This window comes from Streptomyces mobaraensis NBRC 13819 = DSM 40847 (assembly GCF_017916255.1).
Classification (GTDB): Bacteria; Actinomycetota; Actinomycetes; order Streptomycetales; family Streptomycetaceae; genus Streptomyces; species Streptomyces mobaraensis.
The window spans coordinates 3,825,491-3,850,963 of sequence record NZ_CP072827.1; the positions used below are offsets into that span (position 1 = coordinate 3,825,491).

The 25,473-nt window shown below is 73.1% G+C and carries 22 protein-coding genes; 13 read left to right on the top strand and 9 right to left on the bottom strand.

What is annotated here, in order from left to right; genetic code table 11:
* The first annotated feature begins 131 nt into the window (after window positions 1–131).
* The 3 genes from J7W19_RS16330 (at window position 132) to J7W19_RS16340 (ending at window position 3,131) form a co-directional block, all read left to right on the top strand.
* Window positions 132–1,259: a pyridoxal-phosphate-dependent aminotransferase family protein gene (locus tag J7W19_RS16330; protein ID WP_040892391.1), complete on the top strand. Its 1,128-nt coding sequence runs from the start codon at window positions 132–134 to the stop codon at window positions 1,257–1,259.
* A gap of 130 nt (window positions 1,260–1,389) precedes the next feature.
* Window positions 1,390–2,373, top strand: coding sequence for an ATP-binding cassette domain-containing protein (locus J7W19_RS16335; protein WP_004953788.1), 984 nt, complete (start codon window positions 1,390–1,392; stop codon window positions 2,371–2,373).
* The gene (locus tag J7W19_RS16340) at window positions 2,370–3,131 is read left to right on the top strand and encodes an ABC transporter permease (protein WP_004953785.1); all 762 of its coding nucleotides are present in this window, start codon (window positions 2,370–2,372) and stop codon (window positions 3,129–3,131) included. The genes J7W19_RS16335 and J7W19_RS16340 overlap by 4 nt, the downstream gene beginning before the upstream one ends.
* 212 nt (window positions 3,132–3,343) lie before the next feature.
* On the opposite strand, the gene J7W19_RS16345 is transcribed toward J7W19_RS16340, so the two are convergent.
* Window positions 3,344–6,625 (bottom strand): BTAD domain-containing putative transcriptional regulator, encoded by a 3,282-nt coding sequence (locus J7W19_RS16345; protein ID WP_004953779.1) that lies wholly within the window; start codon window positions 6,623–6,625, stop codon window positions 3,344–3,346.
* Between the two features lie 171 nt (window positions 6,626–6,796).
* On the opposite strand from J7W19_RS16345, the gene J7W19_RS16350 reads away from it, so the two are divergent.
* Window positions 6,797–7,558 carry a TetR/AcrR family transcriptional regulator gene (locus J7W19_RS16350; protein WP_051072755.1) on the top strand — a complete coding sequence of 254 codons (762 nt, stop codon included), beginning with the start codon at window positions 6,797–6,799 and terminating at the stop codon, window positions 7,556–7,558.
* 37 nt (window positions 7,559–7,595) lie between these two features.
* On the opposite strand, the gene J7W19_RS16355 is transcribed toward J7W19_RS16350, so the two are convergent.
* Window positions 7,596–8,048 carry a GNAT family N-acetyltransferase gene (locus J7W19_RS16355; protein WP_004953775.1) on the bottom strand — a complete coding sequence of 151 codons (453 nt, stop codon included), beginning with the start codon at window positions 8,046–8,048 and terminating at the stop codon, window positions 7,596–7,598.
* A 74-nt stretch (window positions 8,049–8,122) separates the two neighbouring features.
* Window positions 8,123–8,584 carry a MarR family winged helix-turn-helix transcriptional regulator gene (locus J7W19_RS16360; RefSeq protein WP_004953771.1) on the bottom strand — a complete coding sequence of 154 codons (462 nt, stop codon included), beginning with the start codon at window positions 8,582–8,584 and terminating at the stop codon, window positions 8,123–8,125.
* Between the two features lie 444 nt (window positions 8,585–9,028).
* Between J7W19_RS16360 and J7W19_RS16365 the strand changes: the two genes are divergently transcribed.
* The 4 genes from J7W19_RS16365 (at window position 9,029) to J7W19_RS16380 (ending at window position 14,684) form a co-directional block, all read left to right on the top strand.
* Window positions 9,029–10,255, top strand: a complete 1,227-nt coding sequence (locus J7W19_RS16365) for an MFS transporter (RefSeq protein WP_004953768.1) — start codon at window positions 9,029–9,031, stop codon at window positions 10,253–10,255.
* Window positions 10,256–10,355: 100 nt separating this feature from the next.
* Window positions 10,356–10,994: an HAD family hydrolase gene (locus J7W19_RS16370; RefSeq protein WP_040892389.1), complete on the top strand. Its 639-nt coding sequence runs from the start codon at window positions 10,356–10,358 to the stop codon at window positions 10,992–10,994.
* Between the two features lie 967 nt (window positions 10,995–11,961).
* Entirely contained in the window at window positions 11,962–13,860 is a 1,899-nt protein-coding gene (locus J7W19_RS16375) for a globin domain-containing protein (protein WP_233478115.1), read from the top strand.
* Window positions 13,861–13,970: 110 nt separating this feature from the next.
* Window positions 13,971–14,684: a pyridoxamine 5'-phosphate oxidase family protein gene (locus J7W19_RS16380; protein ID WP_233478116.1), complete on the top strand. Its 714-nt coding sequence runs from the start codon at window positions 13,971–13,973 to the stop codon at window positions 14,682–14,684.
* A gap of 104 nt (window positions 14,685–14,788) precedes the next feature.
* Here the strand turns inward: J7W19_RS16380 and J7W19_RS16385 are convergent, their stop codons facing one another.
* The gene (locus J7W19_RS16385) at window positions 14,789–15,313 is read right to left on the bottom strand and encodes an NUDIX domain-containing protein (RefSeq protein ID WP_004948407.1); all 525 of its coding nucleotides are present in this window, start codon (window positions 15,311–15,313) and stop codon (window positions 14,789–14,791) included.
* 42 nt (window positions 15,314–15,355) lie between these two features.
* Entirely contained in the window at window positions 15,356–16,252 is an 897-nt protein-coding gene (locus tag J7W19_RS16390; RefSeq protein WP_004948402.1) for a LysR family transcriptional regulator, read from the bottom strand.
* A gap of 522 nt (window positions 16,253–16,774) precedes the next feature.
* On the opposite strand from J7W19_RS16390, the gene J7W19_RS16395 reads away from it, so the two are divergent.
* Window positions 16,775–17,041, top strand: coding sequence for a hypothetical protein (locus tag J7W19_RS16395; RefSeq protein WP_004948400.1), 267 nt, complete (start codon window positions 16,775–16,777; stop codon window positions 17,039–17,041).
* A 122-nt stretch (window positions 17,042–17,163) separates the two neighbouring features.
* Here the strand turns inward: J7W19_RS16395 and J7W19_RS16400 are convergent, their stop codons facing one another.
* On the bottom strand, window positions 17,164–17,544 hold the full coding sequence (locus J7W19_RS16400) for a phage holin family protein (RefSeq protein ID WP_004948398.1): 381 nt from the start codon (window positions 17,542–17,544) through the stop codon (window positions 17,164–17,166).
* 81 nt (window positions 17,545–17,625) lie between these two features.
* Here J7W19_RS16400 and J7W19_RS16405 point away from each other — a divergent pair, with 81 nt between their 5' ends.
* From J7W19_RS16405 to J7W19_RS16415, 3 genes are all read left to right on the top strand, one after another.
* On the top strand, window positions 17,626–17,943 hold the full coding sequence (locus J7W19_RS16405; protein ID WP_004948395.1) for a cupin domain-containing protein: 318 nt from the start codon (window positions 17,626–17,628) through the stop codon (window positions 17,941–17,943).
* Between the two features lie 342 nt (window positions 17,944–18,285).
* Entirely contained in the window at window positions 18,286–18,507 is a 222-nt protein-coding gene (locus J7W19_RS16410) for a DUF5326 family protein (RefSeq protein WP_004948392.1), read from the top strand.
* Window positions 18,508–19,090: 583 nt separating this feature from the next.
* Window positions 19,091–19,537: an SsgA family sporulation/cell division regulator gene (locus tag J7W19_RS16415; protein ID WP_004948386.1), complete on the top strand. Its 447-nt coding sequence runs from the start codon at window positions 19,091–19,093 to the stop codon at window positions 19,535–19,537.
* Here J7W19_RS16415 and J7W19_RS16420 read toward each other — a convergent pair.
* The 3 genes from J7W19_RS16420 to J7W19_RS16430 all read right to left on the bottom strand — a co-directional run bounded on the left by J7W19_RS16420 (window position 19,534) and on the right by J7W19_RS16430 (window position 23,243).
* On the bottom strand, window positions 19,534–21,324 hold the full coding sequence (locus J7W19_RS16420) for an SPFH domain-containing protein (protein ID WP_004948383.1): 1,791 nt from the start codon (window positions 21,322–21,324) through the stop codon (window positions 19,534–19,536). The two genes, J7W19_RS16415 and J7W19_RS16420, sit on opposite strands and share 4 nt — an antisense overlap.
* 151 nt (window positions 21,325–21,475) lie before the next feature.
* Entirely contained in the window at window positions 21,476–21,676 is a 201-nt protein-coding gene (locus J7W19_RS16425; protein WP_040890849.1) for a hypothetical protein, read from the bottom strand.
* A gap of 82 nt (window positions 21,677–21,758) precedes the next feature.
* Window positions 21,759–23,243 (bottom strand): YibE/F family protein, encoded by a 1,485-nt coding sequence (locus tag J7W19_RS16430; RefSeq protein WP_078588112.1) that lies wholly within the window; start codon window positions 23,241–23,243, stop codon window positions 21,759–21,761.
* A 190-nt stretch (window positions 23,244–23,433) separates the two neighbouring features.
* Between J7W19_RS16430 and thiC the strand changes: the two genes are divergently transcribed.
* Window positions 23,434–25,260 (top strand): phosphomethylpyrimidine synthase ThiC, encoded by a 1,827-nt coding sequence (gene thiC, locus J7W19_RS16435; RefSeq protein ID WP_004948376.1) that lies wholly within the window; start codon window positions 23,434–23,436, stop codon window positions 25,258–25,260.
* Window positions 25,261–25,473 lie beyond the last annotated feature (213 nt).

The window sequence follows — 25,473 nt, forward strand, 5'->3', positions numbered from 1 at the left end:
CGGCGGCCCGCCGCGCGCCCCCCGACCGGTCCCTCCAGGCGGCTCGGTACGGCCCCGTGGGGCCCGGCGTAGGGTCGGGGCAGAGACCGGCGGGCGCCGTGAACCGGCGCCACCACATCCTGGAAGGCACCGTGACCGCGAACACCGCACCGGACCTGCTCGACCTCGCGCCGCTGGGCGCGGACCACTTCGCCCGCATCGAGGACAAGATCGCGGCGCTGATGCGCACCCGCGAGACCGTCGTCACCATGCAGGGCGAGGCGCTGCTGCCGCTGGAGGCGTGCATCCGCTCGGCCGTGCGCCCCGGCAGCACCGCCCTCAACGTGATCACCGGGCCGTACGGCGAGACGTTCGGCGGCTGGCTGCGGTCCTGCGGCGCCGACGTGGTGACGGTGTCGGCGCCGTTCAGCGGCGCGGTGAGCCCGGAGCGGATCGCCGAGGCGCTGCGCGCCCACCCGGAGATCGAGTTCGTCAGCCTGGTGCACGCCGAGGCGGCCACCGGCAACACCAACCCGGTCGCCGAGATCGGCCGCGTGGTGCGGGAGCACGGCGCGCTGCTGATGCTGGACGCCGTCGCCTCCGTGGCCGCCGAACCGCTGCTCACCGACGAGTGGGGCGTGGACCTGTGCGTCATCGGCGGGCAGAAGGCGATGGCCGGTCCCGCGGGCGTGTCCACGGTGTCGGTCAGCGCCCGCGCGTGGGAGCGGATCGCGGCCAACGAGCAGGCGCCCCGGCGCTCGTACCTGTCCCTGCTGGACTGGAAGGAGCGCTGGATCGACGGAGGGCGCGCGGTACTGCCGCACGCCCCCGCCCAGTTGGAGATGCTGGCCCTGGAGCAGGCGGCCGACCGGATCGCGGCCGACGGGCTGGACGCGGTGATCGGCCGCCACCTGGCCGCCCGGGGCGCCACCCGGACGGGCGTCCGCGCGCTGGGCGGCCTCACCCCGTACGTCGTCCGGCGCGAGCACGCGGCGCCCGCCGCGACCACGCTGCGCGCGCCCGAGGGCGTCGACGCCCGGGAGGTCGTCGCGGCGGCCCTGGCGGCCGACCCCTCCGTACCGCTCCAGGCGGGCGGCGGCGCGCTCGCCAAGGAGATGATCCGGGTGAACCACTACGGGACGGCCGCCTCCCGCGCCACCGTCCTGGACTCCCTGGCCGCCCTCGCGGCGGGCCTGCGGACGCTCGGCGTCGCGGTCGCGGACGACGACGAGGTGCTGGCCGCGGCGGGGGCGGAGTGGGACGGTCTCGTCCGGAGCTGACCCGAGGAGTGCTGAGGCGGCCGGTGCGCGGGCCCCGCGCACCGGCCGCCTCGCCGTACGGAGACACGTGTCAGGGCCCGTGTCAGGGGCGTGACAGCCGCGTGTCAGGGTCGGCCGCGACCGTGGAGGCATGAACGGTTCGGCGATCGCGGTCTCGGGACTGCGCAAGACATACGGTGATCAAGTAGTCCTCGGCGGGATCGACTTCGAGGTCCCCGAGGGATCGGTCTTCTCCCTGCTCGGCCCGAACGGCGCCGGCAAGACGACGACCGTCAACATCCTCACGACACTGGCGAAGGCGGACGCCGGCACGGTGCGCGTCGCCGGGCACGATGTCGCTACCGGGACGAAGGACGTCCGCGCGGCCATCGGCGTCACCGGGCAGTTCGCGGCGGTGGACGAGCTGCTCACCGGGCGCGAGAACCTCCGGCTGATGGCGGACCTGAAGCGCGTCCGCGCCGCCGGCCGGGTGGTGGCGGGGCTGCTGGAGCGGTTCGACCTGGTGGAGTCGGCGGACAAGCCGGCGGCGGCGTACTCCGGCGGCATGCGCCGGAAGCTGGACCTGGCGATGACGCTGGTCGGCACCCCTCGGATCATCTTCCTGGACGAGCCGACGACCGGGCTCGACCCGCGCAGCCGCCGCACGATGTGGGACATCGTCCGCGGACTGGTGGCCGATGGCACCACCATCTTCCTCACCACGCAGTACCTGGAGGAGGCCGACGAACTCGCCGACCGGATCGCGGTGCTGAGCGGCGGCGCGATCGCCGCCGAGGGCAGCCCCGACGAGCTGAAGCGGCTGATCCCCGGCGGGCACGTGCGGCTGCGGTTCACCGACCCGGCCGCGTACCGGTCCGCCGCCGACGCCCTGCGCGACGTGCCCGCGGACGACGAGACGCTGTCGCTACGGATCCCCAGCGACGGCAGCCAGCGCGAACTGCGCGCACTCCTCGACTGGCTCGACGCGGCCGGTGTCCAGGCCGACGAACTGACCGTCCACACGCCCGACCTCGACGACGTCTTCCTCGCCCTCACCGACAACTCCCGCACCGACAACGCCCGCACCGACCGCACCCGTACCGACAACACCCGCAAGGAGGCGATCGCTCCGTGACCACGCTCCCCGCGCCGCTGGCCGACTCGTTGATCATGCTGCGCCGCAACCTCAAGCACACGGTGCGGAACCCCGTCACGGTGTTCCAGGCGCTCCTGTTCCCGATCGTCATCATGCTGATGTTCGTCAAGGTGCTCGGCGGCGGCTTCGCCGTCGGCGAGAAGTACATCGACTACGTGACGCCCGGCCTGCTCGTCATGGCCGTCAGCTACGGGCTGGGGACCACGGCCGCGGCCGTCAACTCCGATATGACGAAGGGCGTCATCAACCGGTTCAAGGTCATGGACGTCTCCAGGGGCGCCGTCCTGACCGGCCACGTCGTCATCACCACGCTGCGCTGCCTCGTCGCCTGCGCGGCCATCGTCGGGGTCGCCTTCGCGATGGGCTTCGACCCGGGGGCGGGCGCCCTCGACTGGCTCGGCGTGGTGGGGATGATCCTGCTGCTCGGCTTCTCGGCCGGCTGGCTCACCGTCGCCCTGGGGCTGGCCGCGAAGACCGTGGAGTCGGCGGGCATGGCCACCGTCCCGCTGATCATGCTGCCGTTCCTGAGCAGCGCGTTCGTACCCGCGGACACGATGGGCACGGGCGTGCGGCAGTTCGTCGAGTACCAGCCCTTCACCCCGATCATCGAGACGCTGCGCGGGCTCCTGGCGGGGCACCCGTCGGGCGGCGACGCGGCCGCGGCGGTGGCCTGGTGCGTCGGGTTCGCGGTGCTGGGGTACGCGTGGGCGGTCGCGACGTTCAAGAAGCGGGCCTGACCGGCGGATTCGCGCGGTGTGGCATACGGCGGCCGCACGGCGGCTCGGCCTCCGCCGGCCGTACGCCGGCGTGGCTCCGGCACTGGCACGGACGGCCTCGCCTCAACGCGGCCCCGGCAACTGCACGGGCGGCCCCCACCGCAACATGGTCTCCGGGCAGCCGCACGGGCGGCCCCGCCTCAATGTGCTCCCCGCCGGCCGCACGGGCGGCCTCACCCCAACGTGGCCTCCGCCAGCCGCATCCAGCCGCCGTCCTCCGCCCCCGCCGCGGCTCCCTCCCGAGCCGCCGCCGCGAATCCCGTCTCGCCGAGCCGCTCCCGTGCCACCCGCTCGATCCGGGTCGCGTCGGGATGGGAGCGGTCCGGCAGCCCGCGGACGGCGGCGCTCGCCGCGAGCAGCCGCGCCGCCTGCGCGTGGTCGCCGCGGCGCAGCGCCAGGTCCGCGACCCCGACGAGCACCTGAGCGACCAGCGGCGTGAGCCCCGCCTCGGCCGCCGCCGCGCAGGCCGCCGCGCGGTGCGACCGCGACTCGTCGAGGTCGTCGGTGAGGTAGGCGAGCAGATCGTGGCGCCCCGCGCGGACCTTCGCCTGCTCCGCCTCATCGCCCCAGAGGGCCGTCGCGGTGCCGAGCTGCCGGCGCGCCTCCTCCGTGTCACCCCGCCACCGGGCGAGTTCGGCCTGTGCCAGGGCCAGGTCGATCAGCGCGTCCGGCCAGGTCACCCGCTCCGCGCGGCGCCGCGCCTCGGCGAGGGCCGCCGCGGCGGCCTCCTCGTCGCCGAGCAGCCGGTACAGGCGGGCCTGCCGGGCCCGCATCCGGATGACGTCCTCGGTGGCGCCGACCTCGGTGACGGCGGCGATCGCCTGCTCGTAGTGCGCGCACGCGGCGGCGAACTCCCCGCGCACGGCGATGCGTTCCGCCAGCTCGGTCAGGGCGATCGAGATCCCGTACCGTTCGCCCAGCGCCCGGAACTCGGCGACGGCGCCCTCCAGGTACGCGTCCGCCTCCCGCCCGCCGTGGCCCAGCATGACCCGCATCTTGCCCAGGTGCCAGCGGCCCAGGGCGCGTACCCACGGGTCCTCGTCGTCGAGCAGCGGCTCGAACGCGGACAGGGCCGCGTCGGGCGCCCGCAGCATGCGTTCGAGCGGGTCGACGAGTCTCAGCAGCGGGTAGCGGTGGTGCCCGTTCCGGCCGAGCCGGTACGCCTCGTGGATCCAGTGCTCCGCGTGGCGCTCGTCGCCCTGCCCGCCGCTCACGAACAGCACCACCAGCCCGTACGCCATCGCCCGGACCTCGTCGTCCGCCGCGCCGGGCGCCGCGGCGGCGGCCGTGACCAGCTCATGGCCCTCGGCCTTGTGCCCGCTGAGCCACCAGTACCAGCCCGCGCCCGCCGCGAGCCGCATCGCTGCCTGCGCCTCGCCGGCCGCGAGCGCGCCGCGCAGCGCCGCGACGATGTCGTCGTGCTCGGCGTCGAGCGCGGCCAGCCAGTCGAGCTGCTCGGCGCGGCGCAGGTGCGCGTCGGCGGTCTCCGTGAGCCTGGTGAAGTACGCCAGGTGCGCCCGGCGTGCCGCTTCCGACTCGCCCGCCTCCGCGAGGCGCCGCGCGGCGTACTCCTTGATCGTGCCGAGCATGCGGTAGCGCGGGGCGCCCTCGCCCTCGGCGACCAGCAGGGACTTCTCGGTGAGGGCGGTGAGGAGGTCGAGGACGTCGTCGCGGTCGAGGACGTCGCCGTGGTCGGTCACGCCCTCGCGCTCGCGTGCGTCATAGCGTGGGACGCCGTCCGCTTCGTCCGCGCAGACGTACTCGGCCGCCTCCAGGCTCGCCCCGCCGGCGAACACCGCCAGCCTGCGCAGGACCGCGCGTTCGGCGTCGGTGAGCAGCTCCCAGCTCCAGTCGACGACCGCGCGCAGCGTCCGGTGGCGGGGCAGCGCGGTCCGGCTGCCGCCGGTCAGCAGGCGGAAGCGGTCGTCGAGCCGGGCGGCGAGCTGGTCGACGGACAGGGTGCGGAGCCGGGCCGCGGCCAGTTCGATCGCCAGCGGCATCCCGTCCAGCGCCCGGCAGACGCGCGCCAGCGTCGTCAGGGTGCGGCCGTCGGCCGCGAGGTCCCGGCGCACCGCCCCGGCCCGGTCGCGCAGCAGCCGGACGGCGGGGGACGACGCGATCGTGTCCGGGTCCGCGTCCGCACCCGGCAGGGCCAGCGGTTCGACGGGCCACAGCGCCTCGCCGGTGATGCCCAGCGGCTCCCGGCTCGTCGCCAGGATGCGCAGCCGTCGGCACTCGCCGAGCAGCCGGTGGGCGAAGACCGCCGCGGACTCGATGACGTGCTCGCAGTTGTCCAGGATCAGCAGCGCCTCCCGGTCGCGGACCGCGGCGACGAGCCGGTCCGCCGGTTCCGCGTTCGGGGGGCCGCCGAGGAGGGCGTCCCGGAGGCCGAGCCCGGCGAGCGCCGAGTGCGCCACGTCGGCGACGTCGCCGCCCGGGCCGAGGGCGGCGAGCTCCACCAGCCAGACTCCGTCCGGCAGTTCGCCGAGCAGTGTGCGCGCGGTCTCCGCGGCCAGCCGGGTCTTGCCCGAACCGCCCGGGCCCAGCACCGTCGTGAGCCGGTGCCCGGCGACGAGCTCCCGGACGGCGGTGACGTCGGCGTCCCGGCCGACGAAGGAGGTCAGCTCGGCGCGCAGGTTGGTCTTCGGGGTCTCCTCGCGCCGCGCCGCCTCGCCGCGCAGCAGCGCGACGTGCAGGGCGGCCAGGTCAGGGGAGGGGTCGGCGCCCAGCGCGTCGGCGAGGGCCTCCCGCGTCCGCTCGTACACCAGCAGCGCCTCGCTGTCGCGGCCGGCGGCGGCGAGGGCGCGCATCAGCGCGGCGGCGAACCGTTCCCGCAACGGGTGCGCGGCCACCAGGTCCGTCAGCTCCGGGACCGTCTCCGCGCCCCGCCCGAGGGCGATCTCCGCGTCGAACCGGTCCTCCGCGGCGGCCAGGCGGAGCGCCTCCAGCCGGCCGGCCGCGGCGTCGAACGCGGCACTGTCCCGCAGGGGGACGTCCTGGAGGGCCGCGCCGCGCCAGAGTCCGAGGGCCTCGCGCAGGAGGCGGGCGCGCTCGGAGGTGTCCGCTGCGCGGGTGGCCGTTGTACGGGGGTGCGGCGTGTGGGGGTTCGCGGTGTGTTCCGTACGGGCGTGGGCGGCGGTGACGAGGCGTTCGAACCGCACGGCGTCGACGGCGTCAGGGTCCACGGCCAGCCGGTAGCCGTCCGTCCGGCCTTCGACCGCGTCGCCGTCCGGCAGTGCCTTCCGCAGCCGGGAGGCCAGCCGCTGCAAGGCGTTCGCCGCGTCGGAGGGCGGGTTCTCCCCCCAGATCCAGTCGACGAGCGCCGCCTTCGGTACCACCCGGCCCGGTCGGAGCGCGAGGGCGGCGAGCAGCGCGCGCAGCCGCGCGCCCGGCACGTCGACCAAGGCGCCGTCGTTCGCGCGTACCTCGAACGGACCCAGCATCCCGATCTGCACCCGCTGATTTTGCCATGGGCGTTCGGTGGCGCTCGGTGGCGTTCGGCGCGGCGTTCGGCGGCCCTTTCGGGCCGATCCGCCTGGGGAGCCCACTTGATCCACCGCGCTAGAATCGGAATCCGCATCCCGTTTCCGATCCGCCCGCCACGAGTCCCCCACGAGGCCCACACCATGTCGCGGAACCCCGCTCCGCCCCCCTCCGGCACCCGCCCGGGTCCGCTTCGGGCGGACGCGCGCCGCAACCGTCAGCTGGTGCTCCAGGCGGCCCGATCTGCTTTCGAGGAAGCGGGGTTGAGCGTCCCGCTGGGGGAGATCGCGCGTCGGGCCGGGGTCGGCACGGGTACCGTGTACCGCCATTTCCCGTCCAAGGAAGCGCTGTTCAGGGCGACTGTCGTGGACCGGGTGCGGCTTTTCACCGACACCGCGCGGGAGTTGGCGGACGCCGCCGACCCCGGTCCGGTGTTCTTCCGGTACCTGGCGTCGGTGGTCCGCCTGTCGGTGCGGAACAAGGGCCTCTGCGACGCCCTGGAGGCGAGCGCGGAGGGCCGCTTCGACCCGTCGCCGGGAGTGGAGCGGGATTTCCGCGAGGCGCTGTCCGTCCTGCTCGACCGTGCCCAACTGGCCGGTGCCGTACGGCGGGACGTCGCGCTCGACGATGTGCTGGTCCTGCTGCTGGGCTGCCTCTCGATGGAGCAGCGGCGGGGCTCGCACGGCGAGCCGGGGCGGATGACGGCCCTGATGTGCGATGCCCTGCGGCCGGGCCGCAACGTGACGAAACTCCCCGCTCCGGCGCCGGTTCGGCGTAACGAAACAGGTTGCCCGGTGTGCGGGGCCGCGCTGCCCACCGCCCGCACCGGACGGCCCGCCCGCTACTGCGGCGGGGCGTGCCGGCAGAAGGCGCACCGGGAGCGGACCCGGGGGCGCGCCCTGTAAAGCGGCGGGGGCTGAGGGGCCGCCGGATCCGGGCGGCTCAGAGGTGGTACTTGAAGCCGAGGTGCGACGCCTCGAAGCCCAGCCGCTCGTAGAAGCGGTGCGCCTCCACCCGGGTCGCGTCCGAGGTGAGCTGGAGCAGTACGCACCCCTGGCGGCGGGCTTCCTCGATGGCCCACCGCATGAACCGGCCCCCGACGCCGTTGCCCCGCTCGTCGGCGTGGACGCGGACCGCCTCGACGAGCGCGCGCTTGGAGCCGCGCCGGGAGAGGCCGGGGATGACGGTGAGCTGGAGGGTGCCTATGGTGCGGCCGTCCCGGACGGCGACGATCAGCTGCTGGTGCGGGTCGGCGTCCAGCGTGCGGAACGCCTCCAGGTAAGGGGCCAGGTCGTCGGGTGTCTCCCGACGGGAGCCGAGCGGGTCGTCGGCCAGCATGGCCACGATGGCGGGGATGTCGTCGGCGGTCGCGCGCCGGAACTCGATGTCGCTCATGATCGCGACCTTATGTGCCGGTCCGCGTCGGCACGAGGGCCGGCGCGGGGGTCGTCATGTGGCCGTGGGAATCGTCACGAGACGGGAGCGAGGGATTCCACGGCGGCGACGAGGGGGGCGAGTTCGGGCCTGGCGGCGGCCTCCCGGAGCGCTTCGCGCAGGGCCGCGTCATTGGTCGGACGGGCCTCGGCCAGCAGCGCGAGCCCGGCCTCGGTGACGTCGGTGTAGATGCCGCGACGGTCGGTGAGACACAGGTAGCGGGTCAGGAGGCCGCGATCCTCCAGCCGGTTGACCAGGCGCGTCGTGGCGCTCTGGCTGAGCACCACCGCGTCGGCGACCTCGTTCATGCGCAGGTGGCCGCCCTCGCCGCTGTGCTGCCGGCTCAGCACGTCCATGACCGAGAACTCGCGGACGCTCAGGCCGTGCGCGGCCTGGAGCGCACGCTCGATGTGCGCCTCGATCCGGCCGTGCAGCGCGGAGAGGGCGCACCAGCCCTGTGCCAGGCCGGCCAGTGCGGGGTCCAGGGTGCGGGACATGGGGCCCTCCTTGTTCGGTCGTCCGTCGGTCGTCCGTCGGTCGGCGACGTTGCGCACGGGTGTCGGTGTCGGTGTCGGTGCGGGTGCGGCTGTGTGTCCGCCGCGTGTGCGGTCTTGGGGCCGCCGTTACCAGGATATCGCGGCAGCGCAATAGTCGGCGCTTGCAAGTAAAGCGCGTCTGCAATTATTGTGGACGCCGGTTGGAGCTGCGCGCATGGACCGGCGGGCAGTCCGGTCGCGTACACGGGCGCCGGGCCGCCGACGGCCTGCCCGGCCCGGCGCCCGTACCGACGGACCGGGGTGCGCACCACCCGCCCGCCCCGCCCGTTCCCGCGCTCCGGGCCGACGACGTCCCGGACGCGGCGCGTACCCGACACCCACCCGGCGCGTATCCGACCTGTCCCGACGGACCGCAAGCCCTCCCCCGACCCAAGGAACCCCCTCATGCCCCTCGCCCTGCTGGCGCTCGCCATAGGCGCCTTCGGTATCGGCACCACCGAATTCGTGACCTCGGGCCTGCTCCCCGAGGTGGCGGAGGAATTCCACGTCTCCGTCCCCACCGCCGGCTGGCTCACCACCGGCTACGCGCTCGGCGTCGTCGTCGGCGCCCCGATCCTGGCGATCCTCGGGAGCCGCGTCTCCCGCAAGAAGATGCTGATCTCCCTGATGGGCCTGTTCACCGCGGGCAACGCGCTGTCCGCCGTCGCCCCCGTCTTCGGCCTGATGCTCGCCGGCCGGATCGTCGCCTCCCTCGCGCACGGCGCGTTCTTCGGCATCGGCGCGATCGTCGCTGCGGGGCTCGTCGCCCCGCAGAAGAAGGCCGGCGCCATCTCGATGATGTTCACGGGACTGACGGTCTCCAACATCGTCGGCGTCCCGTTCGGCACCCTGCTGGGCCAGAGCGCGGGCTGGCGCGTCACCTTCGGTGTCATCGCCGGCCTCGGGCTGCTCGCCATGCTGGGCATCGCCACCCTCGTGCCGCGGCTGCCGCACCCCGAACGCGTACCGGTCTCCGGCGAACTCGCCGCCTTCCGCAACCCGCAGGTGCTGCTCGCCATGGCCATGACCGTGCTCGGCTTCGGCGGCGTCTTCACCCTCAGCACCTACATGGCACCGGTGCTCACGGACGTCGTCGGGTACGCGCCCTCGTCCGTGACCTGGCTGCTGGTCCTGTTCGGCTTCGGGATGTTCGGCGGCAACCTCATCGGCGGCCGGTTCGCCGACCGCGCCCTGATGCCCATGCTCTTCACGGCGCTCGGCGGGCTCACCCTCGCTCTCGCACTGCTGCCGCTGGCCGCCGAGAACAAGGTCACCACGGCCATCGCCCTGCCGCTGATCGGCGGGTTCGGCTTCGCGACCGTGCCGCCGCTCCAGAAGCGGGTGCTCGACCAGGCCGCCGCCGCCCCGACCCTGGCCTCCGCCGGCAACATCGGCGCCTTCAACCTGGGCAACGCCATCGCGGCCTGGCTCGGCGGCCTGATCATCTCCGCCGGGTTCGCCTACACGACACCGGCCTGGGCCGGCGCGGCGATGACCGCCGGTGCTCTGGTGCTCGCCGTCGTCTCGGCGGCCCTGGCGCGGCGGACGGCGGCCGCGGACCGCGCCGCCGGGGCGGCTTCCGGCGCCCCCGGTACCTCCGACGCCCGGCAGGCCGTCGCGGTAGGACGCTGACGGGGCCGGCCGGCCGGACAGGGCGGGGCTGAGCGGGGCGGGGCCGCCCCCGGGGATATTCCCTCGGAGGCGCCCCGCCCCCCGACCTACGCTTCCCGGCATGAGCAGACTGCACTTGTTCGACCTCGACGGCACTCTCCTGCACGGTTCCGCGGCGGCGATCGAGATATCCCGGCAACTCGGCTGCGAGCGCGAGATCGACGCCCTGGAACGGGACTTCTTCGACGGGCTGATCGACCCGGCCGGCTTCGCGGCGGCCGCCTGCGCGCTGTGGGGCGAGGCCCTGACGGACGCCGTGGTGAGCGCGGCCTTCGAGAACGCGCCGTGGCTGGAAGGGATCAAGGACGTCTGGGCGGACATCGAGGCCCGGGGCGAGCGCTGTGCGGTCATCTCGCTGTCCCCCCAGTTCTTCGTGGAACGCCTCACGGGCTGGGGCGCCCACGCCACCCGCGGCTCGCGGTGGCCGGCGATCCCGTTCCGCGAGCCGGTGGACCCGGCGGGCATCCTCAACGCCGAGGCGAAGGTGCGGATCGCGGACGAGCTCTGCGCCGCGTACGGGCTGACGCGCGCGGACTGCGTCGCGTACGGCGACTCGATGTCCGACGCCCGGCTCTTCGCCGCCGTCCCGGTGTCCGTCGCGGTGAACGCCGACCACCACGTCCGCGACGTCGCCTCGCTCGCGTACAACGGCCTTGACCTCAGGGAGGCTTACGCACTGGTCGCGGACGGGCGCGGGTGACCCCGGCCACGAGCGCGCCGGGAGCCGGCCCGTGGGTAGGGATCCGGCCTCCGCGTCGGCGGACCGCCCGTGCGTCGACCGTCCGTCGCCCAACCGTCCGTTCGAACCGGGAACCATAACCGCAACCGGCCCTCCGCCGCCCGAAGTTCCGTGAAACGGTCGTGGCGTGAGCGCGGGCTGGCATGCTACCCGGCACCGAACACCCCATCACCCCAAGGGGATCGCGGGCACGCTCGGCTCGGCCGGGCGGCGTGGACCGACGAGAGATGGTCGAGGCGAGAGACGAATGGACGCTCCGAGCCGTCCGTCGCCCGAAGGCGGCGCACCCGGCAGGCGAGGCGACTGGGGCTGGTTCACCCCACCCGGTGGATCCCCGGCGGCCCACGGCCGGCCCACCGCCCAGGAGCACCGGGACCCACCCCTCCCGGGCGACTTCCCCGGCCCGGACACCCCCCGTCGCCCCGACGCCACCACCGCCGTCCGCGGCGCCTTGCGCGCCGGCACCCGCCGCCGCACCGCCCCGGAACCAAGCACCCCGGCCGGGCATGCCCGCCCCGCCGCCGACGGCCCGCGCCGCGCCGCCGGGGAGGACGCCCGGGGCGTACGCGGCGGGGCCGGCGGTGCGGCCGGGGTCGGGCCTGGCCGCACCGCCGGGGCCGGCACCGGCCGTACGGAGGCGTCTGGCGGTCGTACGGACGCGTCTGGCAGTTGTACGGACGCGCCCGGTGGCCGTACGGACGTGCCTGCTGGCTGTACGGACGTGCCTGCTGGCTGTACGGACGCGCCCAGTGGCCTTGCGGACGTACCGGGCGCCGGGCGTACTGACGTGTCGCGCAGCGGGCGTACCGACGTGTTGGGCGCTGGTCGTACCGACGTGCCGGGCGCCGGGCATGCCGGCGTAACCGGCGGGCGTACCGGGGTGCCCGGTACCGGCCTTACCGACGTGTCGCGCAGCGGGCGTACCGACATGTCGGGCGCTGGTCGTACCGACGTGCCGGGTACCGGGCACGCCGACGTATCCGGCACCGGCCGGACCAACATGCACGGCACCGGTCGTACGGCCGTGCGGGGCACCGGCCATACCGGCGTGCCGGGCAGCGGGCATGCCAACCTGTCCGGCGTCGGCCGTACCGACGTGCCCGGTGCCTGGAGTGGCACCTCCACCGGGCGCTTCCGCGACGACGTCGGTTTCGGTGCCGAGATCGGCACCGGCTACGGCACCGGGCACCGGGCGGCGGTGGACGACGGTCCGCAGCGTCCCGGCGGCCACCCGCAACCGCACACCGACGTCGCGGGGACGGCGCCCTTACCGGCTGCCGATCCGACCCGCACGCCGGTCGGCGGTCCCAGAGCGCCGGGACCGGTTGCCCGTGCCGGCGCTGCTGCCGGTGGTGTCGGTCAACGGGGCGGCGGCACACTTCACTTGGCGCGCCCGCCCGCCGTCACCGAGTCCGGCGGCCCCCCGAACGCTCCCGCCCCCTTCGGGCACGGTCGGAGCGCGGAGGAGCCGCACGGCGGTGCCCAGTCCCGTACACCGGCCGCCACACCCGTCCCGCCGATCGCCGCGGCCGCCCCGCCGACGCCGACCGCCACCCCAGCGACCGCCGCAGCCGCTCCGTCGGCCGCCACAGTCCCTCCGCCGACGCCGAGGGCCACAGCCACCCCAGCGACCGCCACAGTTCCCCCGCCGGAGGCGACCGGCGCAGCCGGCAGCGCCGATGGCGCCGCTGATGACGCCACCCCGGACAGTGCCCTCATCCGCCGCACCCTGGCCGAGATCGAACCGATCGCCGACACGGTCGTCTCGCACTTCTACGCGCTGCTCTTCCTCCATCACCCCCAACTGCGCGACCTGTTCCCCCCTGCCATGGACGCCCAACGCGACCGGCTCTTCAAAGCCCTGCTGACGGCGGCCCGGCACGCCGACGACCCGGCGGCCCTCACCGCGTACCTCTGCCCGCTCGGGCGCGGCCACCGCAAGTACGGAACCCGGCCCGAGCACTACCCCGCCGTGGGCGAGAGCCTCATCGGCGCTCTCGCCCGCTACGCCACCCGCACCTGGAGCCCGGCGGCGGAGGCCGCCTGGGTGCGGGTCTACACGGTGGTCTCCCAGACCATGATCGACGCCGCCGCCGAGGACGAACCGGGCTCACCTCCCTGGTGGCACGCGGAGATCGTCGGGCACGAACTCCGCACACCGGACATCGCCGTGCTCACCCTGCGCCCCGACCAGCCGTACCCCTTCCTCGCCGGCCAGTACACCAGCGTCGAAACCCCCTGGTGGCCGCGCGTGTGGCGGCACTACTCCTTCTCCTCCGCCCCCCGCCCGGACGGACTGCTCTCCCTCCATGTCAAGGCCGTCCCCGCCGGCTGGGTGTCCGGTGCGCTGGTCCACCGCGCCCGCCCCGGGGACGTCCTGCGACTCGGTCCTCCCGCCGGTTCCATGATTGTGGACCACACCACTGACAACGGGCTGTTGTGCCTCGGCGGCGGCACCGGCATCGCCCCGATCAAGGCGCTGGTCGAGGACGTCGCGGAGCACGGCGGCCGCCGGCCCGTCGAGGTGTTCTACGGCGCCCGGCACGCCGGCGACCTCTACGACATGGACACCATGCGGGACCTGGAACGCACCCACCCCTGGCTGTCCGTACGGCCGGTGGTCTCCGACGGCCCGACGAGCGCCCTCAGCGGTCAACTGCCGCACGTCGTCCGTGCGTACGGACCGTGGAACGCGTACGACGCCTACCTTTCCGGGCCGCCGGGGATGATCCGCAGCGGCCTGGACACCCTGGTCGGGGCCGGCATCCCGACCCATCGAATACGCCATGACGGGAACGACGGACTTCTGGCGGAGGCGAGAGGCTGATGCGGGCGGACGAGCGGGTGGATGCGGAGGAGCGGGCGAATACGAGCGGGCGGGCTGCGACGGACGGACTCGCAGCAACGGACACGCTCGCGGTGACGGGTGAAGCCGCTGTGTCTGACGGGCTCGCGGCTCCGGACGGGTGCGCGGTGACGGACGGGCCCGCCGTGACCGACGGGACGGCGCTGGCGGAGCCGTCGGCTCCACGCCCCGGCAGCGCGGGCGAGCACGCCTTGCAGAAGCGGTTCGGCACCGTCGAGCGCGCCGACCGTTTCTACGCCGAGCAGACGCTCGCCCACGTCAACTCCGCCATGCGGGAGTTCCTGGCCCGGCAGGAGATGTTCTTCCTGGCCACCGCCGACGCGAGCGGGGCCTGCGACAACAGCTTCCGGGCCGGGCCGCCCGGGTTCCTCAGGGTGTTGGACGAACGGACCCTCGCCTATCCCGAGTACCGGGGCAACGGGGTCCTCGCGAGCCTGGGCAACATCGAGGAGAACCCCCGGGTCGGCATCCTGCTCGTCGACTTCTTCCGCGACCGCGTCGGCCTCCACGTCAACGGTCGCGCCAGGGTGGTGGAGGACGCCGAGATGCGGACCGCCCACCCCGGCCTGCCGGTTGAGGTGGCGCCCGGCCGCCGTACCCCGGTCTGGGTGGAGATCACCGTGGAGGAGGCGTACGTGCACTGCGGCAAGTACATCCCCCTGCTGATCCGGGCCCGGGAGGGTGGGACCGGAGGGGCCGGCGGGGCCGGGGAACCCGCCCTTCCGGCGGCCGGCAGCCGCCGGAAGGGCGGCGACTACTTCGGGACCGCCGCCGGCCGCCCCTGAGCGGCCTCCCCGGATCCGCCCCGGACGCCGGCTTCAAAGACCTCAAAGACCTCAAAGTCTCCAAAGACCTCAAAGGGTCGAAAAGGCTCAAAAGGCGAGAGGCCCTACCCCAGATCGTCGGCGAGCAGCGCCCGCACCCCCTCGACGTTCTCGAGCAGATAGTCGCGGAGCGACGGCGGCACGACCTCCACCGAGGCGATGCCCTCGCGGGTGAACGGAACCCGGACGACCTCGTACGTGCCGCGCGGTTCGTCGACCTCCGGGCCGTGCCGCAGGGCGAGGTCCATCGAGGCCAGGCGGCAGACGAAGAAGTGCTGGACCTTGACGCCGCCGGGCACGGTCCGGTCGTCCGGGTCGGCGGGGTCGGGGACGTGGAGGACGGTGTCGACGAAGGCGGGCACGACGTCCACCACCTTCGCGCCCAGTTCCTCGTCGACCTCCCGGTGCAGGGCGGCGATCACGGTCTCGTCGCCGGCTTCGACGCCTCCTCCCGGGGTGATCCAGTAGGGGGCCTCCCCGGGTTTGGTGCGCTTGATGAGGATGAGGTGCAGCTCGCCGGAGCCGGAGCCCGGCTCGCCTTCCAGCAGAATGGCGCGGGCGGTGCGTTTGACCACCGGTCGTACGGTCATAAGCGACATCTGCCGCGTCACACCCGTCGCGAAACCCCTTCCTCACCAGGAAACGGCGGCGCGCAGCAACCACTCGTGTGCCCGGGCCAGATGCGGGTGGGCCAGCGTGCCGGTCCGGACGACGAGGAAGTACGTGCGCAGCGGCGGCACCGGCGGGTTGAGCAGGGCGACTACCTCCCCGGTGTCCAACGCGTCCTCGCAGAGGTAGCGGGGCAGGACCGCGATGCCGGCGCCCGCGATGACGCAGGACAGCACCGCCCGTAGGTCGGGGGCGATGACGGCACCGGTGGTGACGGGCTTGCTGTCGAAGACGGCGGCCCAGTAGCGGCTGACGAACGGCAGGCTCTCGTCCACCTCCACCACCGGCAGGTGCTCCAGGACGGCCACGCCCTTGTCGCGGACGACGGCCGCGCCGCCGAGCCGGGCCGCCCAGCGCGGCGCCGCGACCAGGACGTGCTCCTCGTCGCAGAGCGGGGTGGCGGTCAGCAGCCGGCCCCGGGGGCGGGACGTGGTGACGGCGAGCTCGTGGTGGCCGGCGGCGAGCCCCTCGAAGAGCGGTTCCGACATGCCCTGGGCGGCGCGCACGGTGAGCCCCTGGATGATCAGCGGGCTCAGCGCGGGCAGCACGCGCAGCGCGGTGAACTCCGGCGGTCCCGCCAGGTGGAGGGTGCGGTGCGGCCACTGCTCGTCGAGCCCGGACTCGGTGATCTCCAGCAGGGCGTCGACGTGCGGGGCGATCCGGTGTGCCAGTTCGTCGCCGAGCGTCGTGGGGGTGACGCCGCGTGCCCGGCGGAGGAAGAGCGGGTGCCCGAGTTGCCGCTCCAGCGTGCGGATCTGCCCGGTGACCGCCGGCTGGGAGAGGCCCAGGAGGGCGGCGGCGCGGGTGAAGGAGCCCGCCCGGTGGACGGTGACGAAGGTGCGCAACAGGGTCAGATCCATGCCGTCTCCCCGGGAGGTCCGCCACCGACCGTAGAGGAACTATAAATAAGTCGATAGGGCTGTGCCGCCAGGGTGATTGGACACTGACGTAGAGTCAACTAGCCTTGGTCGCGCGGTTCTTCTTCTCGCGGACCGCGGCGGCTCAAGCCATGAGGGGGGAGGCTTGAGCCGCCTTCGCGCTGCCGTGGGCCTGTCGTGGTTCGGCCGCGGGCCTGTCGTGGTTCGGCCGCGGGCCTGTCACTGCGGTGCGTTCGGGCGGCGTCGGGCCGTACCGGTCCTTGAATCTCCGTGTCGCCAAGTCACTTACATGTGCCGTGCCTTGTCTGTTTGTCGACGGATGACGACGGATGACGACGGGTGACTACGGACGGCATACCGACACCGGCGGTTCGGCCGTCCTGTCGATGTCTTCCCGGGCCGCTGTCCCGGGCCCGCCCCGGGCTGACCGGCGCGCGGAACGCGGCGCGACGCGTCACGCCGACAAGGTGTGCGCCGGGGCGCGCCCGTGGCACTCTGGGGCGCATGGATGAGTTCTCCGCCGGCGCGTCCCCGGACCCTCCGTACCCATGGCGGTCGCCGGCCCTGCCCGGTGAACCGCCGTACTACACCACGGACACGTGCGCCGGCTGCGGCGCCATCGTGCACGGCATCCACGGCCGCTGGACCTGCGCCGCCTGCGGGGCGTGCAGCCCGTACCAGGAGCCCCCGGAGGGCTGGTCGACGGAGATCACCCCGGAGGAGCTGGCCGCCAACACGGTCGGGTACGACCCTCCGCCGGCCGGCCGGTGACGCGGCTTCCGCCCTCCCGCCCTTCCGCCTTTCCCTACGTGCCGCGTCAGTCCGTACCGCGTCGGCCCGTCCGGGCCGCGTCAAGTCAGTGCGGCATCCGTGCCGCGTTCATCCGTGCCGCGTCAGTCCTTGTCGTCCGGCAGGATCACATGCATCGCCCAGGCCACGATCGAGATGATCACGCCGCCGACCAGCGCCGGTCCGAAGCCCCCCACGTGGAACGCGAGATCGAACTTGCCGGCCAGCCAACTCGTCAGCAGCAGCATCAACGCGTTGATCACCAGAGTGATCAGGCCGAGCGTGAGGATGAAGAGCGGGAACGAGAGAAGTTTGACGACCGGCTTGACGAGAAAGTTGACGAGGCCGAACAGGAGCGCCACGACGAGCAGCGTGACCGCCTTGGCGGCGGTCGTCTCGCCGGCCAGGGTGATGCCCTTGAGCAGCCAGATCGCGACTGCGAGGGCCGCCGCATTGGCGATCGTCTTGACTACGAAATTCTTCATACGTGAGATCGTGGCAGACGCGACCGACAGGTGGGATCGGCGATCGGCGGCACGGCCGGCGACCGGAGGAGGAGACGGCGGATGAAGGCGTTCCGGCTGGATGAGCTGGAGGCGGAGCGGGCCGCGAACGAAGGGGCGTACCTGCAGTTCCTCAAGGAACGGAACATGTCGGTCGGCCTCTACGCGCTCGACGCCGGGGATGTGGACCCGCAGGGCCCGCACGCTCAGGACGAGGTGTACGTGGTCGTGAGCGGCCGGGCGTCGATCACCGTGGGCGCCGAGACGACGGAGGTCGGGCGGGGCAGTGTCGTCTACGTCCCGGCCGGGGTGACCCACCGGTTCCACCACATCAGCGAGGACCTCCGGGTCCTGGTCGTCTTCTCGCCGCCGGAGAGCTGACCCGGCGCACCGCTGCGGCCCGCCAGGGCGCCGGTCCGGCCGCCTGGATGCCGGTCCGCCCGCCCGGACGCCTGGTCCGCCCGGCTGAGGGTCCCTGCCGGGCCCCGGATCTCAGGGTCGCCGGCACCCATCCCGTAGGGGAAGGTTCAGGGATGTACGGGGGCCGCGGCGGCCCCGTTCGCACCCCGGTCCGCCCTAGCATCGAAGCAGGCCGGGGCGACCGCTCCGGACGGCCGGTGACACCGGTGGCACACGACCCGCCCGCCGCTCGCGCCGCGGACGGCGGAGTGGCACGGCGGCCGTGATCCGACAACGACGCGCGAGCGGAGAGCAGGGAACGACATGGGTCAGAAGGGGATACTCGCGGGACTGCCGTGGTGGGTGAAGTGGATCGCCCTGCCGGTGCTCGTGTGCGTGGTGTTCGGCAGCCTGATCATCAGCGTGCTGGGGATCGTCATCGACGTTCTGTTCAAGGCGCTGCTGCTGGTGGCGCTGATCGGTGGCCTGATCTTCGTCGTCAAGAAGTTCACGGGGTCCTCGTCGTCGAAGGGCGGCGACTGGTAGGTCCGTCGCTCCGGCGAATTCGTCAACTCAACGAATCGGAACGCGGGGAGTAACTTCGGCCGTCAGCCGGTACGGCCGGTTCACCCCGGCACCGAGTGTGCGAGGAGGGGCGGGATTTCCGCCCCTCCGGCATGTCCCGGCATGATTCCAACCGGTTTGCGCGGGGCAGGAGTAGGGCGGACGCGGATCGCCCGTTTCCTCATCGCCCCGGCATCGTTCCTCGTCGCGCCGACGGCCCCGCCCGCCGTCGGTACGCCGTCGTTCCGCTGCCCGACAGCCGCCTGACGGCCGTGTGTCGGGTGTCCGTCGGGTGTCCGCCCACTGTCCCGCCCCGGCGGTGGACGGCCCGCACTTTGGCCAGTTCTCTGCTTATGCCCGCCCGGAATCCGGCGGAACGACTCCGCGCCGTAGTCGAGTCGCTACTCTCCAGAGTCGAAGAGCCGTAAGCTCCCTCTCAATCTCTATCGGTAACTGAAAAATCACTCCTTGTGATCCACAGGGCGTTGTTGTCAGACTATGGCGTCATGAGTAGGGCCATGAGGATCCAATCCCGGCCAAACCGACAAAGACGGGGCATTGGGCGATGCGCGACACAGTTCAGGCAGAAGTGATCATGACGTTCCTCGTCTCCGAGGAGCTGTCCTTCCGTATCCCGGTGGAGCTGGCCTATGACAGCAGCGATCCCTACGCGGTGAAGTTCACCTTTCATCTGCCCGGCGACGCCCCGGTGACCTGGGCTTTCGCAAGGGAGTTGCTGCTAGACGGGTTGAGCCAGCCCTCGGGCGAAGGCGATGTGCACATCGCCCCCGCCTCCGCGCAGCACCTCTCGGACGTCTTCATCCGTCTGCAAGTGGGCGGCGAAGGCGCGCTGTTCCGGGCCGGGGCGGCGCCCCTCGTGGCCTTCCTGGACCGGACGGACCGCGTCGCCCCGCTCGGCGAGGAGCGCTCGGTCGCCGATTTCGACTACGACCTGGCCGCGGCGCTCGAGAGCATCCTCGCCGGCAACACCGAGGGGCAGAACGCCGGTTAACGCGCCGGCGCGCCGCCACCGCCCCCGGCCGGGCCCCCGGCGGGCCGCTCGACCGGCACCCGCTCGGTGCGCGGGACGGGGCCGCCCGGCGCGGCGGCCGTACCCCGGTCGGGGATCCCGGCCCCGGCCCCGGCCCCGTGGCCGCCGTCACCGCCGTCGGTGCCCCCTGCGGCTCCCGGAGCCCGGCCGCCGCCCCTTCCACCGGTGCCACCGGTGCCGACGATGCCGTCGTGGCCCCCGGCGCCATGGGAGCCGTCGATGCCACCGCTCATGGCCGACAGGAGCTGCCGCGCCAGCCCCAGGCCCGTACCGCCCAGGGTCAGCGCCTTGGCGAACGCCTCCGACAGGCCGTCCGCGCCGTTCAGCACCACCATGTGATCCACGCTTCCGAACGCCTGGGCGCCGGCCCCGACGATCTCGGGCCACTTCTCGGCCAGTTGCTGGGCGACCACCGCGTCCTGGTTCTCCGCCAGCGCCGCCGCCCTCGCCTTGATCGCCTCCGCTTCCGCCAGCCCCCGGGCCCGGGCCGCCTCCGCCTCCGCGAGGCCCCGGGCCCTGGCCGCCTCGGCTTCCGCCAGCCCGCGCGCCCGGGTGGCCTCGGCCTCCGCGAGACCCTGCGCCTTCGCCGCTTCCGCCTCCGCCAGGCCCTGGGCCTTGGCCGCCTCGGCCTCGGCCACGCCCTGCGCCTGCCCGGACGCGGCCTCCGCCTCACCGGTGGCCCGTGTCGAGGCCGCCTCGGCCAGGCCGCGCGCCTTGGTGGCCTCGGCCTCGGCCGCGGCCTCCGTCTTCACCCGGGTCGCGTCGGCCGCGGCGGCCAGCTCCGTCTCCCGGGCCAGCGCCTGCGCCGCCGAGATCCGGGCGTCCCGCTCGGCCTCCGCCAGGGTGCGCGTCTTGTACGCGGCCGCGTCGGCCGGCTTCCGGACGTCCGCCTGGAGCTGCTGCTCCCGGCGCCGCGCCGCCAGTTCCGCCACCCGCGTCTCCTGGACCACGACCTCCTGCTGCGCCGCCGCCTCGGCCAGCGGCCCGGCCTGCCGCGCCTTGGCCGCGGCGCCGTCCCGCTCGGCCTGGTACCCGGCCTGGAGGATCTCGCTGTCCCGGGTCGCCTCGGCCATCCGCGCGGCCGCCGCCTGTTCGGCCTCGGTGGCCAGCCGGTCCGCCTCGGCCTGGGCGATCCGGGCGTCCCGGTGGACGGCCGCGGCGTGCGGCGCGGACAGGTTCTTGATGTAACCGGTCGGGTCCTGGATCTCGTGGATCTGCAAGGAGTCGATGATCAGGCCGAGCTTCTCCATCTCGGTGCCGGAGGCCGCCCGCGTCTCACCCGTCAGCCGCTCCCGGTCACGGATCATGTCCTCCACGGTCAGCCCGCCGACGATCGACCGCAGATGCCCGGCGAACACGTTGTGCACCCGCTCCGACATGAACTTCTGCTGGTCCAGGAAGCGGCGGGCCGCGTTGGCGATCGAGACGAAGTCGTCGCCGACCTTGAAGATGACCACGCCGTGGACCTTGAGCGGTATGCCCTGGTTCGTCACGCAATCCACGTTCAACTGCGCCTCGTTGAGGTCCAGGGACAGCTTGCGCACCACCTGTACCCCGGGTAGGACCAGGGTGCCGCGCCCGGTGACGATCCGGAAGCCCATGCCCTCGCCCAGGCCCTCCGTACGGTGCTTCGAGCCGGAGATGACCAGGGCCTCGTTGGGTTCCGCGACGCGCCACATCAACTTGAACAGCCCTACCGCGAGGGCGATGGCCACCACGACGGCACCCGCCACGATTCCGATGAACATGTCCCGTTTCCCCCTTTTGTGTTGTGGCCCGGCGGGCGGCGGCGGTGGTGGTCAGCGGTGGTCGTCGAGCGCCTCTGCCCTCGTCGTCGGCCGTCGTCGGCGGTCCCCGGTCGCCGTCCCCGGTCGCCGTCACCGGCCGTCGTCAGGCGGGTCAGCCGTAGGCGGATGTCACATAGACCGTGCGGGGCGGCTGGTACTCCACGACCACCACGAGCGTCCCCCGCGTGATGCGCTCGCCCGGGTCCACCGCGTACGCCAGGAACGCCTCGGCACCCCCGCGCACCCGGAGCATCACCTCGCCGACCAGCCCGGGGCCGATCGCCCCCGTCACCCGGCCCGTCTCCCCGATCACCGGCACCCCCCAGTCCGGCCGTCCCGCCGACAAGCACCTGCGCGCGGGCGCCCGCCGGCACCCGTACCGTCCGGGCCCCGCGCTAGTGCTTCGCCCGGCGGCGTCGTCCGCCCCCGGACCGCGCACCGCCGCCGCCCCCGGTCTCCGCTCCCTCACCCTCAGTGTGCCGGTCGGCACTGACAACGAGCGCCGCCAGCAGCGTCGTCACCGGCACCGAGAGCACGAGACCGATACTGCCGACCAGCGTCCGTACGATCTCCTCCGCGACGACCTCGCTCGTGGCCACCGTCCCCACGCCGCTGTCGGCGATCGAGAACAACAGGAGCAACGGCAGTGACGCACCGGCGTACGCCATCACGAGCGTGTTGACGACAGAGGCGATATGGTCCCGCCCGATGCGCATCGCCGCACCGTACAATTTGCGCCAACTCGCCGAGGGATCGGCCTCCTTCAGCTCCCACACCGCGGACGTCTGCGTGACCGTCACGTCGTCGAGGACGCCCAGCGAGCCGATGATGATCCCCGCCAGCAGCAGGCCCTGGGTCTCGATGCCCGGAAAGAGGCCGTGGACGAGCGCGGTCTGGTCGTCGGTGTTCCCCGTCAGCCGCGCCCAGTCGATGAACCACGACCCCAGCACCCCGATGACCAGCAGTGAGGTGAGCGTCCCCAGGACCGCCACCGAGGTGCGGGCGTTGAGGCCGTGGCACAGGTACAGCGCGATCAGCATGATCGCGCTGCCGCCGACCACCGCGACCAGCAGCGGATCAGACCCCTGGAGCACCGCGGGGAGGATGAACAGCGTCAGCACGCCGAAGCTGATGACGAGGGCCACCAGTGCGAAGACGCCGCGCAGCCGTCCGATGGCCACCACCGCCAGCGCGAACAGACCGGCCAGCAGGCCGACCGGGAGATCGCGGTCCACGTCCATCACCGAATAGCGCAGGTTCTCGGGCGCCTTGGGGGCGTAGGCGAGGACGACCCGCTGCCCCACCGTGTACTGCCGGGACGCGCCGGGGTGCACGATCTCGGTGAACGTACGGCCCTTGTCCGGACCCGAGGCGACTTCGATGACGGCCGACAGACAGGGACCCTCGGCCGGGGCCGGACCGCCCGACGCCGCGCCGGGCTGCGGCGGAGCCTGGCCGTCCCCCGGCCCCCCGGCGGAGCCCGCGCCTCCCGCGCCCCCGGCGCACGCCACTTCCTCCTGCTTCACCACCCGCCCCGACTCCGTGTGCCGGTCGAGCCCGAGTCCGGTGTGCGAGTGCGGCGGCGCGCCCCCCGGCCACAGCACCACCAGCCCCACCAGCACCGCAGCCGTGAACGGGATCAGCACCGCCGCGATCACTTTCCGCAGCCTGTGGGAAACGGGAGTGACGGGTCCGTGGCCGTGGCCATGGCTGTGGCCGTGCGCGTGAGAGCCGTGCCCATGCCCGTGCCCGGCCCCCGCGTCCGCCCCCGGCCGGAACCCCTTCCGCCGTCTCCGCCCCCGCCCCCTCCCTCGACCATGGCCGGATTCATGCGGCGCGGAGGGCGGCCGGGGCGGGGGAACGGCGTTGCTGGGGGTCATCGCCCGATCATCGCAAGCCCCTCTGGCACTCCGACGCCGGTAGGCGCTAGCGTTGTGTCACCTTTGCAATCGCGGGAGCTCGGAGCACCGGGCTGAGAGGGCGCTGACCTCCGTACGAACGGTACGGAAACCGCTGCGTCGACCGCTGAACCTGTTACCGGGTAATGCCGGCGTAGGGAGTTACGGTCATATGACCTCGCAGGACGCACGCACGTCTGCCGACTCGTCCACCACGCGACCGACGGCCGAGGCCACGGGTCGTACCGGACAGACCGGACGGATCGGCTGGCACAAGGACTACGTCACCGGCTCCCGCCCCGACCTCCGGGTCCCGGTGCGCCGGGTGCACCTGACCAATGGACAGGACGTACAGCTGTACGACACCTCGGGCCCCTACACGGACCCGGACGTCACCACGGACGTCCGCCGGGGCCTGCCGCCGCTGCGCGAGAACTGGATCATCGGCCGCGGCGACACCGAGGAGTACGCGGGCCGCCCGATGCGCCCGGAGGACGACGGCATCAAGCACACGTCGCCGCGCGGCGGTCTGAAGAACCTCGACGCGGTCTTCCCCGGCCGCCCGCGCCAGCCCCGCAGGGGGCGGTCCGGCACCGCCGTGACGCAGCTCGCCTACGCGCGGCGCGGTGAGATCACCGAGGAGATGGAGTACGTCGCCCTCCGGGAGAACGTCTCCCCGGAGACGGTCCGTGAGGAGATCGCGGCCGGCCGGGCCGTGCTTCCGGCCAATGTGAACCACCCGGAGATCGAGCCGATGATCATCGGCAAGAAGTTCCTGGTCAAGGTGAACGCCAACATCGGCAACTCGGCCGTCACCTCCTCCATCGAGGAGGAGGTCGAGAAGATGACCTGGGCCACCCGCTGGGGCGCCGACACGGTGATGGACCTCTCCACCGGCCGCAACATCCACACCACCCGCGAGTGGGTGCTGCGCAACTCCCCCGTCCCCATCGGCACCGTGCCGCTCTACCAGGCGCTGGAGAAGGTGGACGGCAAGGCCGAGGAGCTGAGCTGGGAGATCTACAAGGACACGGTCATCGAGCAGGCCGAGCAGGGCGTGGACTACATGACCGTCCACGCCGGCGTCCTGCTGCGCTACGTCCCGCTGACCGCGCGCCGGAAGACCGGCATCGTCTCCCGGGGCGGCTCGATCATGGCCGCCTGGTGCCTGGCGCACCACAAGGAATCGTTCCTGTACGAGAACTTCGAGGAGCTCTGCGAGATCCTCGCGGCCTACGACGTGACGTACTCCCTCGGCGACGGCCTCCGCCCGGGTTCGATCGCGGATGCGAACGACGAGGCGCAATTCGCCGAACTGCGCACGCTGGGCGAGCTCAACACGATCGCGAAGCGGCACAACGTCCAGACGATGATCGAGGGCCCGGGCCATGTCCCGATGCACAAGATCAAGGAGAACATCGACCTCCAGCAGGAGATCTGCGAGGAGGCGCCGTTCTACACGCTCGGCCCGCTGACGACGGACGTCGCCCCGGCGTACGACCACATCACGTCGGGCATCGGCGCGGCGATGATCGCCTGGTGGGGCACGGCGATGCTCTGCTACGTCACCCCCAAGGAGCACCTGGGGCTGCCGGACCGCGACGACGTCAAGACCGGCGTCATCACATACAAGATCGCCGCACACGCCGCCGACCTGGCCAAGGGCCACCCGGGCGCCCAGGAATGGGACGACGCGCTCTCCGACGCGCGGTTCGAGTTCCGCTGGGAGGACCAGTTCAACCTGGCCCTCGACCCGGACACCGCCCGCGCCTTCCACGACGAGACGCTGCCCGCCGAACCGGCGAAGACCGCGCACTTCTGCTCCATGTGCGGGCCCAAGTTCTGTTCGATGAAAATTAGCAGAAGCATCACAGAGCGGTTCGGCGGCGCAGACGCGGACGGGACGGCCACGCCTGAGGAGGTAGAGGCAGGGATGATGCAGAAATCGAAGGAGTTCGCGGAGGCCGGCAGCAGGGTTTACCTGCCGATCGCGGACTAATCGATCGTTTTTGGCAGACAGGTTCGGATGGTACTGCCCATCTGCCTTGCCTGCCGCTTGCCCCTCGTCGACGGAGTTGTCGACGAACTCGACCAAGCACTCGTCGAGAGGCCCAAGCGTCGACATGGCGCGAGCTTGGACTGCCGACCGTCAAGGGGTCGGTACCGGAAGCAGTACCGACCCCCATCGCGACCACTACTTGTGATCAAGAAC